The sequence below is a fragment of the Corynebacterium sp. HMSC036D03 genome, from assembly GCF_001836185.1.
Classification (GTDB): Bacteria; Actinomycetota; Actinomycetes; order Mycobacteriales; family Mycobacteriaceae; genus Corynebacterium; species Corynebacterium simulans.
Genome location: NZ_KV827743.1, coordinates 53,773 through 73,770, shown reverse-complemented (window position 1 = coordinate 73,770; position 19,998 = coordinate 53,773). Strand labels below are relative to the sequence as shown.

The window sequence follows — 19,998 nt, the reverse complement described above, 5'->3', positions numbered from 1 at the left end:
TTATTTCTCCTTTCCGGAGGTCATTGTTCGGCTTGCGGATTGCGCCGTGGCGCGGTTGCGCTGGCGGCGCGCGAGGGAGCGGGCGCGGTCGCGGGCGCGCTGCTTACGCATGTCCTCTTCCTCGTCGAGCTTGGCGCCCAGCGAGTTCAGGATGTAGAGCGTGAGCCCCACGACGATGAGGTAGACGCCGGCGTCGAAGACCAAGGCCGAAGGTAGTGAGACATCGCCCACCAGCGGCACCGGCAGCTTGGTGTAGCCGGTGGTCAGCGGCGGATGGCCGAAGGCAAAGGGGACTACCACCGAGGCGATCGAAATCAGCAGACCGGTGCCCATGGTGCGCCCGCCGTCGATTGGCAGTGCTTCATCGAGCTCTGCGCGGCCGCCGGCGAGATAGCGCAGGATGAGCGCGAGCGCGGCCACCAAGCCACCGGCGAAGCCGCCGCCCGGCGCATTGTGTCCGGAGAAGTAGAAGTAGAGCGAAAGCGCAATCATCGAGGGGAAGAGCAGGCGAGTGGTGACGTCCACCATGAGCGAGCGGTTCAGCGCCTGCTCGGATTCCGCACCGGCCGCCAGCCAGCGACGCCCGGTCACGCGCAGCGTAGGACGCCGCGAGGAGCGGGTAAAGGACTGGGTGCGGTAGATCAGCGAGGCGATGCCGGTGGCCGCGATGACCAGGACGGTGATCTCGCCGAAGGTATCCCACGCACGCAGGTCCACCAGCAGCACGTTGACGGTGTTTGCGCCGTGGCCGATTTCCTTGGCCAGCTCCGGCATGAAGGTGGAGATGGACTCGCTGCGGCGGGCATTGATGGAGAACATGCCCACCAAGGTCACGCTAAGGCCAACGCCAACGGCAAGCCAGGCGCGCAGGCGCGAGACCTTGGGGTCTTGCTTCCACTCGGTGTTTGCCGGCATGCGGCGCAGCACCAGCATGAACAGCACCATGATGATGGTCTCCACGAGCAGCTGGGTTAGTGCTAGGTCCGGTGCGCCGTGCAGGGCGAAGATGAAGGACAGGCCATAGCCGGTCACGCCGACGATGATGACGCCGGAGAGACGGTTATCGGTCACCGTGGCGGCGATTGCCGCGACCATGATGATGACGGCCGCGACGACCTGCCATGGGTTTTCCGCGACTTCCATGTGCACGTTGGTCAGATCGCCGCGGATCAGCATGATGACCGGCAGGATCATGAGCGTGCCGAAGATGATGGACAGGTTCATCTGCAGCGAACCGCGCTGGGTGGAGGCGGTGGTGCGCAGCGAGAGGGTGCGCAGCGCCTGGAGCACGGAATCGTAGGCGGCGTCGGCTGAGCCCAGCGCCGGGTACTGGAACTGCCACTTGGCCACCACATTGCGCTGCCAGTGCACGATGAATCCCACCACCACGATGAGCAGCGACAGGCCCAGCGGGATGGTGATGCCGTGCCACAGCGCTAGGTGGGTGTGCTCGTGGTGGCCGAAGAGATTGTCCAGGTGCTGGTTGATGCCGAGGGAAAGCGGGTTTGGCTGCAGGCCCAAGAAGATGGTCAGCGCGGTCAAGATTGCCGGCGGAATCCACAGCAGCGGGGCGAGCGCATGCATGTTCTCCACGGCTTCGGAGGTGCCCAGACGCTCGCCGTCTTTATCCTTCTTTACGGCGAAGGCGCCCCACAGGAAACGTAGCGCATAAGCCATGGTGAGCATAGAGCCCACCACGACGCCGACGAGCAGCATGTTGCGCGGCATTCCTACGAGGAGGGACTCGTGGAGGATGGCCTCCAGCGTTGCCTCCTTGGCCACGAATCCCAGCAGCGGTGGGATACCAGCCATGGACAGCGCGGGGATGATGGCCAGCAGATACAGTCCCGGTTTAGCGCGGCCAAGGCCGGAAAGCTTGGCGATGTCGCGTGTGCCCGAGGCATGGTCGATGGCGCCGACAATCATGAACAAAGCAGCCTTGAACAGCGAGTGTGCGAAGGTCAGTGCCAGGCCTGCTTGCAGCGCCTCGCGGGAGCCGATGGCCACGATGGAGGTGATAAAACCCAGCTGGGAGACGGTGCCATAGGCCAGAATCAGCTTGAGGTCGCGTTGCTTGAGCGCCATCCAGCCGCCCAACAGCATGGTGAATAGACCCAGCGGAATGAGGACGAGATGCCAGGTGGCGACCTCATGCAGCTCAGGGGCGAGGCGGGTGACCAAGTAAATACCCGCCTTCACCATTGCCGCGGAGTGTAGGTAGGCCGAAACCGGTGTCGGCGCTGCCATGGCGCCGGGCAGCCAGAAATGGGCGGGAGCGATGGCGGACTTGCTGATCGCACCGGCCAGGATCAGGACGATAGCGATCGTGATATAAGGCGTCTGTGTGATCTGCTCGAAATCTGCGAGTGCGCTGAAGGTCCACTGGCCGGTCTGTCGGCCCAGCAAAATGATGCCCATGAGCATCGCCAGGCCGCCCAGGGTGGTGATCATCAATGCCTGCTGGGCCGCACGCCTCGAGGAAGCTCGTTCTCCGTAGTAGCTGACGAGAAGGAATGAAAGCAGAGAAGTGATCTCCCAAAAGACGTACATCATCAGGATGTTGTCTGAGACCACCAAACCAAACATGGCGGTGGCAAAGGCCGTCATCTGCGCGCCAAACATCGCAAGGCGCCGCCGGGTTTGGTCGAAGTAGCCCCAGCAGTACAAAAGCACGAGCGCACCTATGCCTAAGATGATGAGGCTAAATAGCGCCGAGAGCGCGTCCATCCGCAGGGTGATGCTGAGGTTGGCGTCTGGCATCCACTCCAGGTTGTAGCGCAGCGCGTTGCCGTCATGGAACGTGGAGTTTGTCAGCTGGCTGAGTACCCAGAAAAAGCCAGCGCCTGGGGCGATGGCAAGAATGCCGAAGGCAGGTCTGCCCAAGTAATAGATCAAAAATGGCGCGAGGACTGTGGCCAGAATTAGAGTACTCAGAACTGTTAGCACAGTTAAGCCGGATCTCCTTTGCAAGATGGAGACGCGCGAGCATTTTTAGGCGCACGTGCGACGTTATATGTACACGAAATCGAGCATGCGCCGATGAAGACATCTAGGCCACCGAAAAGGCCTGGTTGATGAACCACTGTGAAAAGGAAACCCCACTAGAGGGGTGCCGCTGGCAGCGTCAACGCCCTGCCTCAAAAGAAAGTAGGGGGCGTGTCACATTTGGCGCAGCCAATACGGCCACTATACCGGCATAACCGGCAAAAGTCACAGATTTTTAATTAGGCAGTATTATATGGGGCTATTTTGGCTGAATACAGCCTCAATAGCCCCATGAGCTCAAGGCAGTCACAGCGCCTGCTGTGCGGTCTGCCGCGCGATTAGGCGAAGCGCTGGAGGAAATAAGCCTCGGCGGTGGCGATCTTTTCGATCTCGTTTGGATCGACGGACTCGTTTGCCGAGTGGATGGTGGCCTGCGGATCCTCCACTCCGAAAAGTGCGATCTCCGCGTTCGGGTGCTTTTCCTGCAGCTCTACGGTCAGCGGGATGGAACCACCCATGCCCTGGGAGATGGTCGCAGTGCCGTATGCCTCAGCTAGGCACTCGCCGAGCAGCGCTGCGGCTGGCTTTGTAGGATCGGTCTCGAAACCGCGGTTGGCCTCCAGAATGTCGACCTTGATGTGAGCGCCCCACGGAACGTGGTTCTTCAGGTGCTCGGCAATGGCCTCGGCAGTGGCGCGCGGATCCATGGTGGCCGGGGTGCGTAGGTTCAGGTTTGCAGCGGCGGTAGCCGGAACGGCATTGACGGCCTCGGCAACCGGGGTAGAGGTAAAGCCGGTGACTGTCACTGCCGGGCGGGCCCAGATCATGTCGCCGATTTCGGTGGCGCCGGCTGGATCTTGTGAGCCCATGATTTGGGTGCCCTCAAGCATCTGCGCGTCGGTGCGGAAATCTTCCGGCTTATAAGCGGTGGTCTGGCCCTCAGCCAGCGGCCAGGTGCCGGCGCAATCGACGCCGTCGATAGTCGTGCGGCCGTGCTCGTCGCTCAGGGAATCGAGTGCGCGCATCAGCGCCTTAACGGCATCTGGAGCGGCGCCGCCAAACTGGCCGGAGTGTACGCCGGCTTCGAGGGTGTCTACCTGGACATAGATCTGCGCGCCGCCGCGCAGGGAGGTGGTCAGCGTGGGCTGGCCAGCTTTGGCGTTGCCGGCATCGGCGATGAGGATGGCGTCGGCAGTGAAAAGCTCTGGGCGCTCCTCGATGAGTGCGGACAGGCCTTCGCCGCCGCGTTCCTCAGAACCCTCGATGAGGAAGGTCAGGTTGAGGTCGGTGCCACCGTTTGCGTCGATAGCGCGCAGGGCGGCCAGGTGCATGGCGATGTTGCCCTTGCAGTCTGCCGCGCCGCGGCCATACCAGCGGGTATCGCCGGAAGGTGCAGTGCGCTCGGTCAGGGTCAGCGGGTCAGATTCCCATGGCTCGCGTGGGCCGACCGGGACTACGTCGTAGTGGGAGTAAAGCAGGACGGTCTTGGCACCCTCTTTGCCGGCGCGCTTGCCGACGAGCGCGGTAGAACCGTCCGCAGTCTTCACCGCCTCGACCTTGACGCCGGCGTCAGTAAGGGTCTTCTCAACCCACTGCGCTGCCTTCTGGGCTTCTTCCTCGAGGCCCGGCTCGTTGTGTACGGAGTTGAAAGAAACGAGTTCTTTGAGCTGCGCGAAGATATTCGCGCGATCATTTGCGATGTAGTCAGAAATAGCAGTCATGTTGTCCAACATACTCGCAGGCTTGGACACGCACGCCAGGTGCTGTTTGGGGAACCTGTCCGAAAATTAGTATTGCCTGAACGTTTGAGATCGTGCCCGGGTGAACTAGAGTTCTAAGAATATTTAATTCCGATAATTAAATACACATACCTTCACATTGGTTTCTCGTTAGAAAGGTCTCGGCATGGCACACGACGCCGTCCAGGCTTCCCCCGCTTCTGCGTCCCACTCACCAGGGGCAACAGACAATGATGCAAGTTCTTTGCGCGAGCTGACGCTGCGCGGCATCCTAATCGGCGGACTCATCACGTTGGTCTTTACCGCAGCCAACGTCTATCTCGGCCTCAAGGTCGGCCTGACCTTCGCCACCTCGATTCCGGCAGCCGTTATTTCTATGGCTGTGCTGCGTCGCTTTGCCGGGCACAATGTCAAAGAAAACAACATTGTGCAGACCATCGCTTCTGCGGCCGGCACTCTTTCTGCCATCATCTTCGTCCTGCCGGGCCTGGTCATGGTGGGTTACTGGAAGGGATTTAGTTTCTGGGAGACCGCAGCTGTCTGCGCCATCGGTGGCGTGCTCGGCGTAATGTACTCGATCCCGCTGCGCCGCGCGCTGATTACCAGCTCTGACCTGCCCTACCCGGAGGGCGTTGCCGCCGCTGAGGTTCTCAAGGTAGGCGATGGTAACGGTGCGTCGGAAGTCGCTGCGGAAGAAAACGCCCAGGGCTTGCGCGTCATCTTGGTTGGCGGTGTTATCTCCGCGGTGATGGCGCTGTTGGCTGCGATGAAGGCTGCAGCCTCCTCAGTCTCGACCTACTTCAAGCTGGGTTCTGGTGCCACCACCTTGGGTACTTCGCTGTCGCTGGCTCTTATCGGTGTGGGCCACCTCGTTGGCCCGGCTGTCGGCTTTGCCATGCTCATCGGCGTCATCATTTCCTACTTCTTCCTGCTGCCGATGCACACTGCGGGCGACGTCTCTGGCCTGGACGCCACTGCGCTGGCTGATACCGTCGATTCCGTTTTCTCCGGCGAGATCCGCTTCATCGGTGTCGGTGCCATGGCCATCGCCGCGATCTGGACGCTGATCAAGATCACTGGCCCGATCATCAAGGGCATTTCTGAGTCTCTGGCTTCCTCCCGCAAGCGCAAGGAAGGCCACACCGTCGACGTCTCCGAGCGTGACATCCCGTTCCCGTACGTGCTTGGCACCATCGTCATCTTGATGGTTCCGATTGCGCTGCTGCTGTGGGACTTCGTACGCGGCACGGATATCCACGAGCACATGGGCGTGCTGATTACGGTCTCGGTGCTGTTTACCTTGCTGGTTGGCCTCATCGTCGCTTCCGTGTGCGGCTACATGGCGGGGCTGATTGGTGCGTCTAACTCGCCGATTTCTTCCGTTGGCATCATCGCCGTGCTGGCTGCCTCGCTGCTGATTGCCGCGGTAACTCGCGGCAGCAGCGCGGACCCGCTTTCGCTGGTGGCTTATACCCTCTTCACCGCGGCCATCGTCTTCGGCATCGCCACGATTTCGAATGACAACCTGCAGGACCTGAAGACCGGTCAGCTCGTCGGCGCGACACCGTGGAAGCAGCAGGTTGCGCTGATTATTGGCGTCCTTTTCGGCTCCGTTGTCATTCCCCCGATCCTGCAGATCATGCTCAACGGCTTCGGCTTCCAAGGCATGGAAGGCGCGGGGGAGGACGCTCTCGCTGCCCCGCAAGCTGCGCTAATGTCTTCGGTGGCATCGGGCATCTTCGATAACTCCCTGGACTGGAACCTCATCTTCACCGGTGCCGTCATCGGCGCGGTTCTCATTGTTGTTGATGAAGTTCTGCGTAAGACCACCAAGAAGTTCTCCCTGTCCCCGCTGGCCGTGGGCATGGGCATGTATCTTCCGGCCGCGCTGACCATCATCATCCCGATTGGCGCAATCCTGGGTTACTTCTACGACAAGTGGGCGGCAAGGCAGGCTAACCCGGATTTCTCCAAGCGCATGGGTACCTTGCTGGCAACCGGCCTCATCGTTGGTGAGTCTCTGTTCGGCGTGGTCAATGCTGCCATCATCGCGGCAGCCGGCGGCGAGTCCCCGCTGGAGATCTTCGAAGGTGGCACCTCCGCTAACGTCTTCGGCCTCATCCTGTTCATCACAGTGCTGGGCTTTATTTACCGTTGGACCGCCAAGAAGGTGAAGAAGGCCGAGTAGAACCGCGAAAACGCGAAGAACTCAATAAACTTCGCAAACTCCGCAACTTAATTTCTGACACGAACACCCTCCGGAACGCTCACAGCGAACGTACTGGAGGGCGTTCGTGTCTTTCCTTGCACTCGTAGTGGTCGAGTGCCAGAATGGTCGCTAGCACTCCCACCGGGTAAGTGCCAGAAAATCTCATCTATGTGGTTGAGGCTGGTTAACACTCACCAGCCGTGCCGTCGCGGGCGTCCGTATAGATACAGACGTGAGTGTCGTCCTAAACAAATCAAGGAGCACAAACACAATGGCAAAGCTTATTGCTTTCGATGAAGAGGCACGTCGCGGCCTTGAGCGTGGTCTGAACACGCTGGCCGACGCAGTAAAGGTCACCCTCGGCCCGAAGGGTCGTAACGTCGTCCTGGAGAAGTCCTGGGGCGCTCCGACCATCACCAACGATGGCGTCTCCATCGCTCGCGAGATCGAGCTGGAAGATCCTTATGAGAAGATCGGCGCTGAGCTGGTTAAGGAAGTAGCAAAGAAGACTGACGATGTCGCCGGTGACGGCACCACCACCGCTACCGTTCTGGCACAGGCACTCGTACGCGAGGGTCTGCGCAACGTTGCAGCAGGCTCCAACCCGATGGGCATCAAGCGCGGCATCGAGACCGCTACCAAGGCAGTCGTTGACTCCCTGCTTTCTTCCGCTAAGGAGATTGAGACCCAGGAAGAGATCGCTACCACCGCTGGTATCTCCGCCGCTGACCCGGCAATCGGCGCCAAGATCGCTGAGGCTATGTACACCGTGGGTAACGGCTCCGTGAACAAGGACTCCGTTATCACCGTTGAAGAGTCCAACACCTTCGGCGTGGACCTCGAGGTAACCGAGGGCATGCGCTTCGACAAGGGCTACATCTCCGGCTACTTTGCAACCGACATGGAGCGCCAGGAGGCAGTCCTCGAGGATCCGTACATCCTGCTGGTTTCTTCCAAGATCTCTAACATCAAGGACCTCGTTCCGCTGCTGGAGAAGGTCATGCAGACCGGCAAGCCGCTGCTGATCATCGCCGAGGACGTTGAGGGTGAAGCACTGTCCACCCTCGTCGTGAACAAGATCCGTGGCACCTTCAAGTCCGTTGCTGTTAAGGCTCCGGGCTTCGGAGATCGCCGCAAGGCTACCCTGCAGGATATGGCCATCCTGACCGGCGGCCAGGTCATCTCCGAAGAGGTTGGCCTTTCCCTCGAGACCGCGGAGATTGAGTACCTCGGCCAGGCACGCAAGGTTGTTGTCACCAAGGATGACACCACCATCGTCCAGGGTGCTGGCAACCAGGAGCAGATCGACGGCCGCATCAAGCAGATCCGCGCTGAGATTGAGAACTCCGATTCTGATTACGACCGTGAGAAGCTGCAGGAGCGCCTGGCCAAGCTGGCTGGCGGCGTTGCTGTCCTGAAGGTCGGCGCTGCAACTGAGGTGGAGCTCAAGGAGCGCAAGCACCGCATTGAGGACGCAGTCCGTAACGCAAAGGCTGCCGTTGAAGAGGGCATCGTTGCCGGCGGTGGCGTAGCCCTCCTGCAGGCTGCTTCCGCTTTGGATGCGCTGAATGACCTGACCGGTGACGAAGCAACCGGCGTCAAGATCGTTCGTGAGGCACTGTCTGCACCGCTGAAGCAGATTGCTCACAACGCTGGCCTGGAGCCGGGCGTTGTTGCTGACAAGGTTGCATCCCTGCCAGCAGGCGAGGGCCTGAATGCAGCTACCGGCGAGTACGTTGACCTGATGTCCGCTGGCATCAATGACCCGGTCAAGGTCACCCGCTCCGCACTGCAGAACGCTGCTTCCATCGCAGCGTTGTTCCTGACCACTGAGGCTGTCGTTGCTGACAAGCCGCAGCCTGCTGGTGCAGGCGCTGGCATGCCTGACGCTGACGCTATGGGCGGCATGGGCTTCTAATAGAGCCAAACCCCTAAAGGCGTCCATGTAGCTCCGTGCGAGCTAGATGCTGTCGATTTAAGGCGCCCTACGTGAGATAAAGAACGTCTCTCGTAGGGCGCTTTCGCGTGTCGCTACACGGAAGAGATGAAAAGTGTGCTTCCAAACCTCAACTTTCACACTAAATAACAATTTTCACAGCCAGTGGCCCATTTTTGAGACTGAATGGCGGTTGATTGGTCGCGCCTTTGTCTCTATTTGACTGCCTAGAACTCCGGGCGGAAGCGGAAACGGCTAATCTGGGGCCGTTGGTGCACCCCCGCATTGGGGCAATTTTGAAACTAATTTCCTGCTGAATTTCTAACTTTTGGACCGTGTTCATCGGCGGGGTCCTGATGTTTGTTACACACTTTTTCCAAAGAATTTGATCATTTCTGTTCAGTGTCAGAAAACCCGCTGGTAATGGGCATTCTAATTAACTTTCGAGTAAGAAATGACTTGGAGTATGCTGTGTATAAAGTGACGGTTGGGAACTGTGGGGAGCTTTCCCGAGATTTAAGAACTCGAGAGTTTCGGATTGATCTTTGAGCGCTGTGTGACAAAATAGTTACTTGTGACGCCCGCAGAGGGTGTCTGCAAATCCGCAATACCCTCGGGTGTAAATACCCGAAACCTATCCAAGGAGTTCATTATGGACCTCTCCATGATTCAGACCCACCTCGACAACTTCGTTGACACCTGGGAAGGCTGGGGCAAGATCCTGGGCAACGTTGGTTCCTTCTTCCAGAACACCATCAAAGTCTTCGACTTCCTGTCCTCCGAGCCTGAGGCATCTGACTTCTTCCCAGGCACCTCTTCCCTGATTGCTGAGAACAAGTAATTCATTTACTTCTCATCGGGGCCTTTTAGGTTCTGATCTTCAATCTTCAAATACTAGTCCTAAGGAGATAAAATGGACGGCTTCATTAACTTCGCAATCGGTTCTTCCGAGTTCGCAAACGACCTGAACATCTACGCAACCCTGATCGATCCGCTCGTTCAGATTGCTAAGGGCGCTTCCCAGCTGATCGGCATGTTCGTCTAAGAACATCCATCGCGTAAGCGATTCTAAGAGCCTCACCTTTTGGTGGGGCTCTTTTGCTATGTCTGGGTGGGGGAGGGCTTAGGGGTAAATCGGTGGAGTTGCGGTGTACTTTAACGCGCCGAATAGTTGGGTGACCGGTAAACTTTTGAGTATGGCTGACATTAAAGACGACGAACTTCCCGAGATCGACCTTGCTAAGACCGACGGCTACGTCGTCGATGATTCTGATGAGGATGACCCGGCGCTGATCATGCCGGATGGTTCCCCCATCGATACCTGGCGAGAGAACTACCCTTACGAAGAGCGCATGTCGCGTGATGAGTATGAGGCCACCAAGCGCGCGCTGCAGATTGAGCTTCTAAAGTGGCAGAACTGGACCAAAGAAACCGGCCAGCGCCACATTATCCTTTTTGAAGGTCGAGATGCAGCCGGCAAGGGTGGCACCATCAAGCGCTTCAACGAGCACCTGAACCCGCGTGGTGCGCGCACCGTCGCACTGGAAAAGCCCTCCCCGCGTGAGTCCACCTCCTGGTACTTCCAGCGCTACATTCAGCACTTCCCGGCAGGCGGCGAAATCGTCTTCTTCGACCGCTCCTGGTACAACCGCTCCGGCGTCGAGCGCGTCATGGGCTTTTGCACTGAGTCCCAGCACGCAGAGTTCCTGCGCGAGGTGCCAATGCTCGAAAACATGATTCTTGGTTCCGGTATCTCCCTGACCAAGCTGTGGTTCTCCGTTACTCGTAAGGAGCAGCGCACCCGCTTCGCTATTCGTCAGATTGACCCAGTGCGTCAGTGGAAGCTTTCCCCGATGGATCTGGCTTCCCTCGACAAGTGGGACGATTACACCTCCGCGAAGGAGGAGCAGTTCCGCTACACGGATACTGAAGAGTCGCCGTGGATCACCATCAAGTCCAACGACAAGAAGCGCGCCCGCATCAACGCTATGCGCTACGTGCTTTCCAAGTTCGAGTACACCAACAAGGACCATGAACTGGTCGGTGAGCCGGATCCACTCATCGTTATGCGCGGCCGTGACCAGATTGGTGACTAGCGTTAGTTTCGCCCTAAGGATCTAAGCGGCTGAGAACGTCGAAAGGCTGGATGCACGATGCATCCAGCCTTTTGCTTTGCGCCCCATCGCCCTAATTGCCAAATCGTGGGCCTACGATGGCTGAATCTTCCCACGATTTGGCATCTAGGCAGGCGCGCCGGCGAGAAAATGCCGCTGCAGCCAATTCCGCAGAGGATAATCGGCGGCAGGCCGGGCCTAGTCCCACGGCTCAATTGGATTGCCCTGCCATACGGAGTTGGCGGGCACGCGGTCGCCGCGCATGACGAGCGAGCCGGGGCCGACGGTGCCGGCGTCGCCAAGCAGCGATGCTGGCAGTGCGACCGAGTGGGCAGCAAGGGTCGCGCCGTCTTCGATGGTGACGGTATCCAAGCTCATAACGCGGTCCTGGAAGAGGTGGGTCTGCACCACGGTGCCGGGGCCCACGGAAGCGCCCTTGCCCACGTAACAGAGATCCGTCTCCGGGAACCAGTAGGAATCGATCCAGGCGCCCGCGCCGATCTTTACGCCCAGCGCGCGCAGGCCGAGATTGATCTCCCCAGTGCCCAGCGTGTGCTGGAAGAACCACGGCGCCGCGACGGCCTCAACGAAGGTGTCCTGCAGCTCGTTGAGCCACACGAACGCGGACCACAGTGGGTGGTCGGCCGCGCGGTGCTTGCCCACGCAGATCCACTTCACGGCCACGGTGATAGCCATGCTGACCGCGCCAATTGCCATAAGCAGCAGTCCAGAGACAGCCCAGGCAAGGCCCACACCGTAGTTATCCACGAGCACGTACATGGTGGCTAACGTTGCTGCCAGCAGCATCGCCGAGGTCATCGGCGCGAGCAGGCGCATGGTCTCAACGAGACCGCGGGCCGCCTTCACTCCGAAGCCAGGGTTATAGGTCAGGGACTCGCCCTGTACGCCCTCAACGCTGGCCTCCACGCGGCGCATGCGCTCCGGCGGCGAACCCCACCAGTTCGAGCCCGACTTGGACTTCTTCGGCGTCGAGGAGAGCACCGCAACCAGCGAGTTCTTACCCAGCTTGCGGCCCGGGCCCGTGATGCCGGAGTTGCCCACGAAGGAGCGCTTGCCCACCTTGGTCTCGCCCGTGAGCATCCAGCCGCCGCCCAGCTCGTAGCCGCCGATCATCGTGTCGTCGGCCAGGAAGGCGCCGTCCTTGATGTCCGTCAGCTTCGGAATCATCACTGCTGTGGAAATCTCCACGTCTTTGCCGATCTTCGCGCCCAGCGAGCGCAGCCACGTCGGGGTTAGCTGCGAGGCGTAGAGCGGGAAGAGCGTCGTGCGGGCTTCGTCCATGAGACGCTCAACGGACCACAGGCGCCAGCCGGCAGCAGACCGTACCGGAGCCACGCCAGGCTTGAGGCCGATGGACAGAATCCGCACGCCCAGCCAGGTCTGCGCCATGAAGCAGGCGAATGCCGCCAGTGCGCCTAGCGGCGCGAAGAAGATCGAGCCGATGAAGTCGTTGCCCGCGGTCATGCTAAGGCCTGCGACAACGACGGCCGCGCCCACAGCGAGAGCTACCACCGGTTGGATGGCTAGCAGGATCGACGTTGCGCCGTAGAACGCAACCCACCACGGGCGGCGCTTTGGCGGCTCGGCGGGGAAGCGGTGCTTGGAGCGGCCCACCTTCTTGGCAGGCGAACCGGACCAGCGCTGACCGTCTTTGATCTTCTTTCGAGCCGTGACCGTGGAGCCGGCCTCCACGTGGGCGTACTTGCCCACATTGGTGCCAGGCAGCAGGGTAGATCGCGCGCCAACGCGCGCGCCTTCGCCAACGTTGATGGCGCCAACGTGCAGTACGTCGCCGTCGAGCCAGTAGCCAGAAAGATCCACTTCCGGCTCGATAGCCGCGTGGTCACCCAACTTGAGTAGGCCCGTCACCGGAGGTAGAGAGTGCAGGTCCACGCCGCGGCCAATCTTTACGCCGAGTAGGCGCGCGTAGTTGTTCACCCACGTCGCGCCCGCAATCGAGCGTGAGCCCGAGGCATCAGCCCAGCGCTCCGCGGCCCAAATACGCAGGTGCGCCGAGCCTCCGCGCGGGTAGTCGCCCGGCTTGATTCCCGCAGTGATAAGGCGCGCGCCGATGCCGCCTATCGGGATGCGGCCAATCGGAGTCGCAAAGAGCACCACCATGACGGCAACCAGCCACCACGGGGTAGTCAGCGCCCAATCCACACCGAGCGCGTGCGCCACATTCGAGCCAAGTAGCAGCCAGGTCAGCCACGAAGTCGCAGCCAAGGTCATCACTGGAATCTGGATGAGCGTCTGCGCCACGCGCGTGCCCATGCCAACCTTGTGCACCGTGCGTTTGGGCGCAGCCGAAGGCCGCTCCTCGACACCGCCGATGTGCTCGGCCAACGAGCCCAGGCGCGGGTGGTCGTAGAGGTCACGCACCGCCACGGTGGGGTAGCGCTCACGGATGCGGCCTACCAACGTCGCCGCGGCCAGCGAGGTGCCGCCCAGGGAGAAGAAGTCCGCGTTCTCATCCGAGACAGAAACGCCCAGCGTCTCCACCCACAGCTGTGCCAGCCACTGCTCGGTCTGGGTAAGGCCCGCGGCCTCCACACCAACGCCTGGAAGTGGCCACGGCAGGGCCTTCTTATCCACCTTGCCCGAGGTGCGCACCGGCAGCTCTTCCATCACGCAGATGCGCGGGACGAGTGCAGCCGGCATGGTCTCGGCCAGACGCTCGTGCGCGGCTTTTTCGTCAAAGCCCTTCGCCTCATCCTCCAAGGAAACGTAGCCCACCAGCACGGACTCGCCGCCCGGCGTCTTCTGCACTGCCACCGCGGAGTTATAGACGTTCGGCAGGGCCGCCACGTTGGCTTCAACCTCGCCGAGCTCGATGCGCCGGCCGCCAATCTTGACCTGGTCATCGATACGACCTACGAAGTACAGGCCGTCTTCCTCCAGACGGACGTGGTCGCCCGTGCGGTACGCGCGCTCCCACGCCATCGAGTCCAGCGGCGCGTACTTTTCCGCATCCTTTGCCGGATCCAGGTAGCGCGCCAAGCCGACGCCGCCGATAACCAGCTCGCCGACCTCGCCCACGCTCACCGGGGAGCCTTGCTTATCCACGACCACCAAGTCCCAGCCGTTCAAAGGCAAGCCGATGGAAACCGGCTGGCCCGGCACCATGCGCTGGGCACAAGCGACGACCGTCGCCTCCGTCGGGCCGTATGTATTCCACATCTCACGCTCGTCTGTTGCCAGGCGGTCTACCAGCTCCTGGGAACAGGCCTCGCCGCCGACGATGAGCAGGCGGATATTGTCCAGCGCCTCTGCCGGCCACAGGCCCGCCAAGGTCGGCACCGTGGAAACAACCGTGATGTCGCGGCGGATGAGCCACGGGCCTAGGTCCATGCCGGAGCGCACCAAAGAGCGTGGCGCCGGCACCAGGCAGGCACCGTGGCCCCAGGCCAGCCACATCTCCTCACAAGAAGCGTCGAATGCCACTGACAGCCCGGCTAGCACACGGTCGTCGGGGCCCAGCGGGCCATGTGGGTGATCGACCAAAAACAGTGCGGCCTCGGCATCCACGAAAGCGGCCGCGGAGCGGTGGGTGACGGCCACGCCCTTCGGCTTGCCCGTGGAACCGGAGGTAAAGATGATCCACGCGGTGTCATCCGGCGTCGGTGCACCCTGGTGGGCGTCCTTTCCTACGCGCTCAGCTGAACGCAGCGATCGGAAGCCCTCATCCGTAAACAGGCCATCGATGTCGGCCTCGCCAAAGACCATCTCGGCGCGCTCGTCGGGATCGTCTGCGTCGACCGGCACATAGGCCGCGCCCGCAGCCAAGGTGGCCAGAATCGCGAGATAGAGCTCTCGCTTGCCGGAGGTCATGCGGATGCCGATGCGGTCGCCGCGGCAGACGCCGTTGGCCTGCAGCTCGGCGGCCCATGCCTGGACATCGGTGATGAGCTCTGAGTAGGTGAGCACCTCGCCGTCGTCAAGCGCGGCGGCGTCCGGGTTTAGCTCTGCAGTGGTTTGCACGATGTCCCACAGTGTGCGCTCGCGCGGCGCGCGATCCCGCAACAGGTATTGCTCCGGAACATGCACGAAGCCCGCGCCGGGCTGCCGGGAATCTAAAAGGTCTTCGGGCAGCGCGTGGCGCCCGGTACTAGCGTCCTCTTCCGCCATTTAAGCATCACCCTCGCTTGAAGACATGATGGCGCGGGCCAGCTTGCGCAGGTGCTTGAGCTGCTTGGAGGTGGACTCGTCGAGGGCTTCGTCCTCGGCTGCGGCGACGAGCTCCGCGAGCTCCTTGTGGGCCTTCACGCCCTTCTTGGTGGAGGCCACGATCTGACGGCGGCGATCCTTCGGATCGCGCTCGCGCTTGGCCCAGTTGCGCTCCTCCAGGGAATCGATGAGGCGCACCATGTCGGAGGCGTCGATCGCGAGGGTCTCGGAGAGCGCGGACTGAGAAGCAACGTCACCATCGACGAGGCAGGTAAGTACCCAGTACTCGCGGATGGTGGTCTGCCGGGTGCTGAGCGCTTGCTCGACGCCGTCGCGGGTGCGGCGGCGGAGGCGCTCCAGCTGGAAGGAAGGAGACTCTAGGAGCGCGGTAGGGATGGAAATAGAATTCAATGAAGGCATGCCGATGATTCTAACGCGCCTACGGCGGAACACCTAAATTATGGGTTATGGCCCATTAGTTTTACGCCGAGGCTAGCTTCTGAACAATGAGGGTGTTAAGGGATACGCCCTCTCGCTCCGCTTCAATGGTGAGGCTCCGGTGGAGCGATTGAGGGATGCGAAGGTTGAACTTTCCGGAAAAGCTGCGTTGGCCAAAAGGTTCTGGAGCTTGCTCATTGTTGCGTTGCATATCTTCTAGAGTTTCTTCGACGATGCTGCGCAGCTCGGACTCAGCGGTAGCTGCAGTGGAGTCGAGCCATGACAAGGAGGGGAACTCTAGGACTGTGGCAACGAATTCTCCATCCTCTTCGGACCACGCGGTTTGGTAGGTGTATTTGTCTGCGAGGTTCATGGTCTGCTCCTAGAAATAGAAGTCGCACTCAAGTTGCAGCTCAGAGAAGCGAACATTATTCCGAGAAGTCCGCATCTTGATGAGGATCTTTTCTATCTTTGAAACCACACTTTAGTGGTACCGTAAATGGTACCACTACTGTGTGGGGTAAACCATGGGACAACCTTGGGCCTTCCAACCATCCGTTCCGCCCTCGACGTTGATGACGTCCCAGCCCTTGGTGTGCTCCAAGTACTGGCATACCTGCATGCTGCGCCCGCCAAGGTGGCAGATGACGTAGACATCGCGGTCCGAGTCAATCTCGTCGAGGCGCTCGACAAGTTCGCCCATCGGAATGTGCGTGGCGCCTTGAGCATGCTCGGTGTTCCACTCGTGGTCCTCGCGGACGTCGATAAGCTGGGCGTTCTCAGGTACTTCCTGTGGCGTTACGTTTCTCATGCCCCATACCCTAGTCACGCGGAGGGCCTAGTGTTGCTACTCCACTCGTCGCGTCCATGGAAGAGCTTCAAACTCTGCGCGGTCTCCGTTCGCAAACCGCTCAAGGAGGGACAAGGCTTCGTCGATGTCCTCAAGGAGCATCTGGAAGTTTTCCTCCTCACCGTTGTTGTGGCCCCATTCGACGAGGTAACGTGCCGCTCCTGTTTCTGAGGGTTGCACGCGGTCGACCTGGCAGTAATCGCCCGGGACTATTCGGTCAAAGGCCGCTACCCACGCTCCCACTTCGGGGAAGCCGTCCTGGCGAACTGCTTCGAGAAGGTCATCGTTGAAAAGATATGCAGCTGAGCCGAAGACCGTGGCATTGACCATGAAGCGCTCTTCCTCAGGGATATCTGAGGATGACTTCTGATCTTGCCAATTCACTTTGTCTACCAATTGCGCTGGGGAGTAGGTGAATTCAACCATCAAATCCAGAGCAAGGGGCAGTGGGATGGATGGGATTTCGTGTAGGTTCCCGTCGGGGGTGACAAGGTCAAGCGAAACGTTGTCGCCCGTATAGGTTGTTTCCAAGGTATAACGCTCCTGGAAGTCCACCTGACTCCCGGATCGAACCTCAAGCCTCCATCCTGTGAAGAGGCGAAGCCCTGCCTCGAGTACGGAGGAGGATGTAGTCACCTCCCAGGTGTTCACATACAACTTATCCGCGAGTAGCTTCAACTGGCAGCTCTCAGCCCCCGGAAGCGGCTTGCCCGACGGGTTGTACAGTGCCAGGGAATCATCGACAACAAGCGAAATGCCATGATCCTGCGCCAGATGAGTAAGCCTCTCTATCGTGACCGACCTGACGTCGGCAGGGATGAGCAGCCGAGTGAGTGCTTGTGCCTCCACGTGCTCCTCGGCGAGGAGGATTTCGCTTCCGAGCTTTGCGTTAATCCTCTCAATATATTTCTGCATCCGGGGGCTGGGCTCGCCATTATGGTCAGCGCGGATGCGGTGCATCATGCATACTGATGCTTCTGTCCACTGCTCCTCGCGCTCCGGAAGCTCCATTGCGGTGACCGTGGTGTACGGTGCCGGATCCGAAGATGAAGAGTCCGGGAAGACCGTGGAAATCATCTCGCCGTTGCCGTCCAAATAGTGCTCCGCCACTGCGATGACTTCGTCTGCGATATCGAAGGTCTGCACATTGTCGGTGCCGAGGTTATCGTAAACCTTTGCGGTCCACTGTCCCTGTGCATTGCGGCCGTAGGCCAGGGAAAATGTTGGCCATTTGTGCAGGTGGACCATCACGCCTTCGGGGAGCTCCTTCACCGCGTCCAGCCGGCGCCAGGGTGTTTCGTGGCGGACTGAAGGATCCAGGATAGGTTTTGATGCGCGCTGAGAAAGCGGCTCCCATGCGAATTCTTCGATCAACGGGTTGCGATCACTGAAGGAAAGCAGAATTTCTCGTGCTTCTTCGTAAGTATCGACAGTGAGTGTGCGGAATACCGGTTCAGTGGCCTCTGGAGGGAGGCTGGACCATATCAGTTCGAACTGGCCGCTTGCGCGCACGTGCATGGACATTTCGAGGCCGTAGCTTCGTTCTTCCGAGCCATAGTTGATTACCTGAATCCACGTCTGTTCGGACACCGGCAGGCGGAGTGCGTCTTCAAAGGCGCGATCAAGCATAGGTCTGCTGACCTGTCGCCACATAGTTCCCATGCAGTTCCTGATGGAGGAAAGGCCATTGCTGCTCGTGGGGATTCCAGTCGCATTAAAGAGGATGTCTGTGGTTCCAATGAAGACCACCAAGCCGTGGTAATACGCCAACAAAGCTAGCTTTTCTTGGAGCTCTAAATTGCTGGAATCCATCGTGACCGTGACGGCCGAATGCGCGGGCACATCCTGACCGAAGAGCTTGGAGAGTGCCGCCGATGCCTCTTCCATTTCTGGATCCGGCTTACGAAAGGAATCCAGCCCTTCCGTCTGTATTAACTCCAGAAAATAGTCATGGTCGGCAATCAATGCTTTCGTAAAGCGCACGATGTTGAGCTGCACGTCCATTAAGCGGGGTCCTTCCGGGGTGAGTTGGGCAAGGGCACGAACAAGCTTATGCGTCTTGAGTCACAGTTTTCTTGGGATCCTCTGGACGGTCTCTGTCAGGGCGCTCTTGTCGACGGTGGGCGGGCGCGGGCTTTAGCGGTGCGCTGAGAGGTACTCCAAGATTGCCTTGACGCGGCGGTTGTCTTCGCTGGGATCTAAACGCAGCTTGGTGAAGATATTGGAGACGTGCTTGGCCACCGCGGCGGAAGAAAGGACGAGCTCGGCGGCGATGTCCTTGTTGGACTTGCCGCGGGACATGAGTTCGAGCACCTCGAGCTCGCGCGGGGTGAGCTCACCCAAGCCGCTGCGTCCGGAGCTCATTAAAGCCTGAGCCACGGTGGGGTCGATGACGGTGCCGCCCTGGGCCACCACGTCCAGGCTGGAGAGGAAGTCCCGCACTTCGGAGACGCGGTCTTTCAGAAGGTAGCCGGTGCCGGCATCGGGGGAGTCGAAGAGCTCCACCGCGTATGCGGGGGCCACATATTGGGAGAGCACCATGACGGGCAGGCCCGGGTATGCGTTTCTTAAGTTCACGGCGGCTTTCAAGCCGTCGTCGCCCATGCCCGGCGGCATGCGCACGTCCGTGATGACGATGTCCGGAAGCTCATCGCGCAGCTTGTCCACCACCGCCTCAAGCGCCGGGGCGGAGTCCGCCTGGCCCACAATTAAATGCCCGCGGCGCTCCAACAGGCCGGCGAGGCCCTCGCGCAGAATGGCGGAGTCATCCGCCACGACGATTCTCAAACTCATTGGTGAACTCCTGACTGTCCGCGATCGAGAAGAAGGGGAATCGAGCACGCCAGCCTCGTCGGCCCGCCCGGGGGAGAGCTCAGCGTCATCTCTCCGCCGAAAGCGGCGAGGCGCTCGGCCATTCCCGCCAGGCCGTGCCCGGGGACGACCTGTGCGCCGCCGTGGCCCTCATCCACCACGGTGATGCGCAGCGAATCGTCCGAGGTCACCAGCACCGAGACTGGCGCGCCCGGCGCATGCTTGGCCGCATTCGTCAAAGCTTCCGTGCCGAAGAAATAGCCGCAGGCCAGCACGGAGGCGGAGAGCTCAGGCAGAGGATGCGGGGCGAAGACGCTGACGTGGGGGCCGTGGGAGGAGGCGGCGTCGGCAAGCGCGGCGACCAGGCCGTGATCCTGCAGCACCTGTGGGTGAATACCGTGCACCGTGGCGCGCAGAGAATTCAGGCCGCGGTCCACGTCCTGCTTAGCAGCGGTGAGGAGCTCGGTGAGGTCAGCGGGGGCGTCGAGAAGAGCCTCGCCCAATTTCATGCTCGCGGCCACGAGGTATTGCTGCGCGCCGTCGTGCAGGTCGCGCTCGATGCGGGCGCGCTCGACCTCGTAAGCGTCCGCGATGGCGCGGCGCGAGGCCGTGAGCTGCGCAATCTGCTGCGCCTGCTGCTGCTCGTGCGTGGTGGGTTGGGGCTTTTTACGGAACACGGTTCACAGCATAACGGGCGCCCCGAACTGCAGGGGTAGTGCTGGCACTAC

14 protein-coding genes are annotated in these 19,998 nt (G+C 60.5%); 5 read left to right on the top strand and 9 right to left on the bottom strand.

From position 1 onward, the window contains the following. Both HMPREF2692_RS07580 and HMPREF2692_RS07575 read right to left on the bottom strand, forming a co-directional pair. On the bottom strand, nt 1-2,946 hold the full coding sequence (locus HMPREF2692_RS07580) for a Na+/H+ antiporter subunit A (RefSeq protein WP_070823283.1): 2,946 nt from the start codon (nt 2,944-2,946) through the stop codon (nt 1-3). Between the two features lie 377 nt (nt 2,947-3,323). Then, on the bottom strand, nt 3,324-4,706 hold the full coding sequence (locus tag HMPREF2692_RS07575; protein ID WP_070823348.1) for a dipeptidase: 1,383 nt from the start codon (nt 4,704-4,706) through the stop codon (nt 3,324-3,326). Between the two features lie 184 nt (nt 4,707-4,890). Between HMPREF2692_RS07575 and HMPREF2692_RS07570 the strand changes: the two genes are divergently transcribed. From HMPREF2692_RS07570 to ppk2, 5 genes are all read left to right on the top strand, one after another. Then, nucleotides 4,891-6,912 carry an OPT family oligopeptide transporter gene (locus HMPREF2692_RS07570; RefSeq protein ID WP_082778656.1) on the top strand — a complete coding sequence of 674 codons (2,022 nt, stop codon included), beginning with the start codon at nt 4,891-4,893 and terminating at the stop codon, nt 6,910-6,912. Between the two features lie 292 nt (nt 6,913-7,204). After that, nucleotides 7,205-8,851 (top strand): chaperonin GroEL, encoded by a 1,647-nt coding sequence (groL, locus tag HMPREF2692_RS07565; RefSeq protein WP_061924773.1) that lies wholly within the window; start codon nt 7,205-7,207, stop codon nt 8,849-8,851. 670 nt (nt 8,852-9,521) lie between these two features. After that, nucleotides 9,522-9,710: a hypothetical protein gene (locus HMPREF2692_RS07560; RefSeq protein ID WP_061924768.1), complete on the top strand. Its 189-nt coding sequence runs from the start codon at nt 9,522-9,524 to the stop codon at nt 9,708-9,710. A 72-nt stretch (nt 9,711-9,782) separates the two neighbouring features. Further along, on the top strand, nt 9,783-9,914 hold the full coding sequence (locus tag HMPREF2692_RS13495; RefSeq protein WP_256366445.1) for a hypothetical protein: 132 nt from the start codon (nt 9,783-9,785) through the stop codon (nt 9,912-9,914). A gap of 151 nt (nt 9,915-10,065) precedes the next feature. Next, nucleotides 10,066-10,965 carry a polyphosphate kinase 2 gene (ppk2, locus tag HMPREF2692_RS07555; RefSeq protein ID WP_062037083.1) on the top strand — a complete coding sequence of 300 codons (900 nt, stop codon included), beginning with the start codon at nt 10,066-10,068 and terminating at the stop codon, nt 10,963-10,965. A gap of 216 nt (nt 10,966-11,181) precedes the next feature. Here the strand turns inward: ppk2 and HMPREF2692_RS07550 are convergent, their stop codons facing one another. From HMPREF2692_RS07550 to HMPREF2692_RS07520, 7 genes are all read right to left on the bottom strand, one after another. Beyond that, the gene (locus HMPREF2692_RS07550; RefSeq protein WP_070823281.1) at nt 11,182-15,132 is read right to left on the bottom strand and encodes a Pls/PosA family non-ribosomal peptide synthetase; all 3,951 of its coding nucleotides are present in this window, start codon (nt 15,130-15,132) and stop codon (nt 11,182-11,184) included. Continuing rightward, nucleotides 15,133-15,591, bottom strand: a complete 459-nt coding sequence (locus HMPREF2692_RS07545; protein WP_062037089.1) for a MarR family winged helix-turn-helix transcriptional regulator — start codon at nt 15,589-15,591, stop codon at nt 15,133-15,135. It lies immediately after the preceding gene. A 61-nt stretch (nt 15,592-15,652) separates the two neighbouring features. Continuing rightward, nucleotides 15,653-15,982, bottom strand: coding sequence for a type II toxin-antitoxin system HicB family antitoxin (locus HMPREF2692_RS07540; protein ID WP_062037092.1), 330 nt, complete (start codon nt 15,980-15,982; stop codon nt 15,653-15,655). A gap of 135 nt (nt 15,983-16,117) precedes the next feature. Then, nucleotides 16,118-16,420 carry a rhodanese-like domain-containing protein gene (locus HMPREF2692_RS07535; protein WP_070497955.1) on the bottom strand — a complete coding sequence of 101 codons (303 nt, stop codon included), beginning with the start codon at nt 16,418-16,420 and terminating at the stop codon, nt 16,118-16,120. Between the two features lie 36 nt (nt 16,421-16,456). Continuing rightward, nucleotides 16,457-18,463: a hypothetical protein gene (locus HMPREF2692_RS07530; RefSeq protein WP_070823273.1), complete on the bottom strand. Its 2,007-nt coding sequence runs from the start codon at nt 18,461-18,463 to the stop codon at nt 16,457-16,459. Nucleotides 18,464-18,595: 132 nt separating this feature from the next. After that, complete coding sequence (locus HMPREF2692_RS07525) at nt 18,596-19,252, bottom strand: LuxR C-terminal-related transcriptional regulator (RefSeq protein ID WP_070518558.1); 657 nt, start codon at nt 19,250-19,252, stop codon at nt 18,596-18,598. Continuing rightward, nucleotides 19,249-19,947 (bottom strand): sensor histidine kinase, encoded by a 699-nt coding sequence (locus tag HMPREF2692_RS07520; protein ID WP_070432314.1) that lies wholly within the window; start codon nt 19,945-19,947, stop codon nt 19,249-19,251. Before HMPREF2692_RS07520 ends, HMPREF2692_RS07525 begins: the two co-directional genes overlap by 4 nt. Nucleotides 19,948-19,998 lie beyond the last annotated feature (51 nt).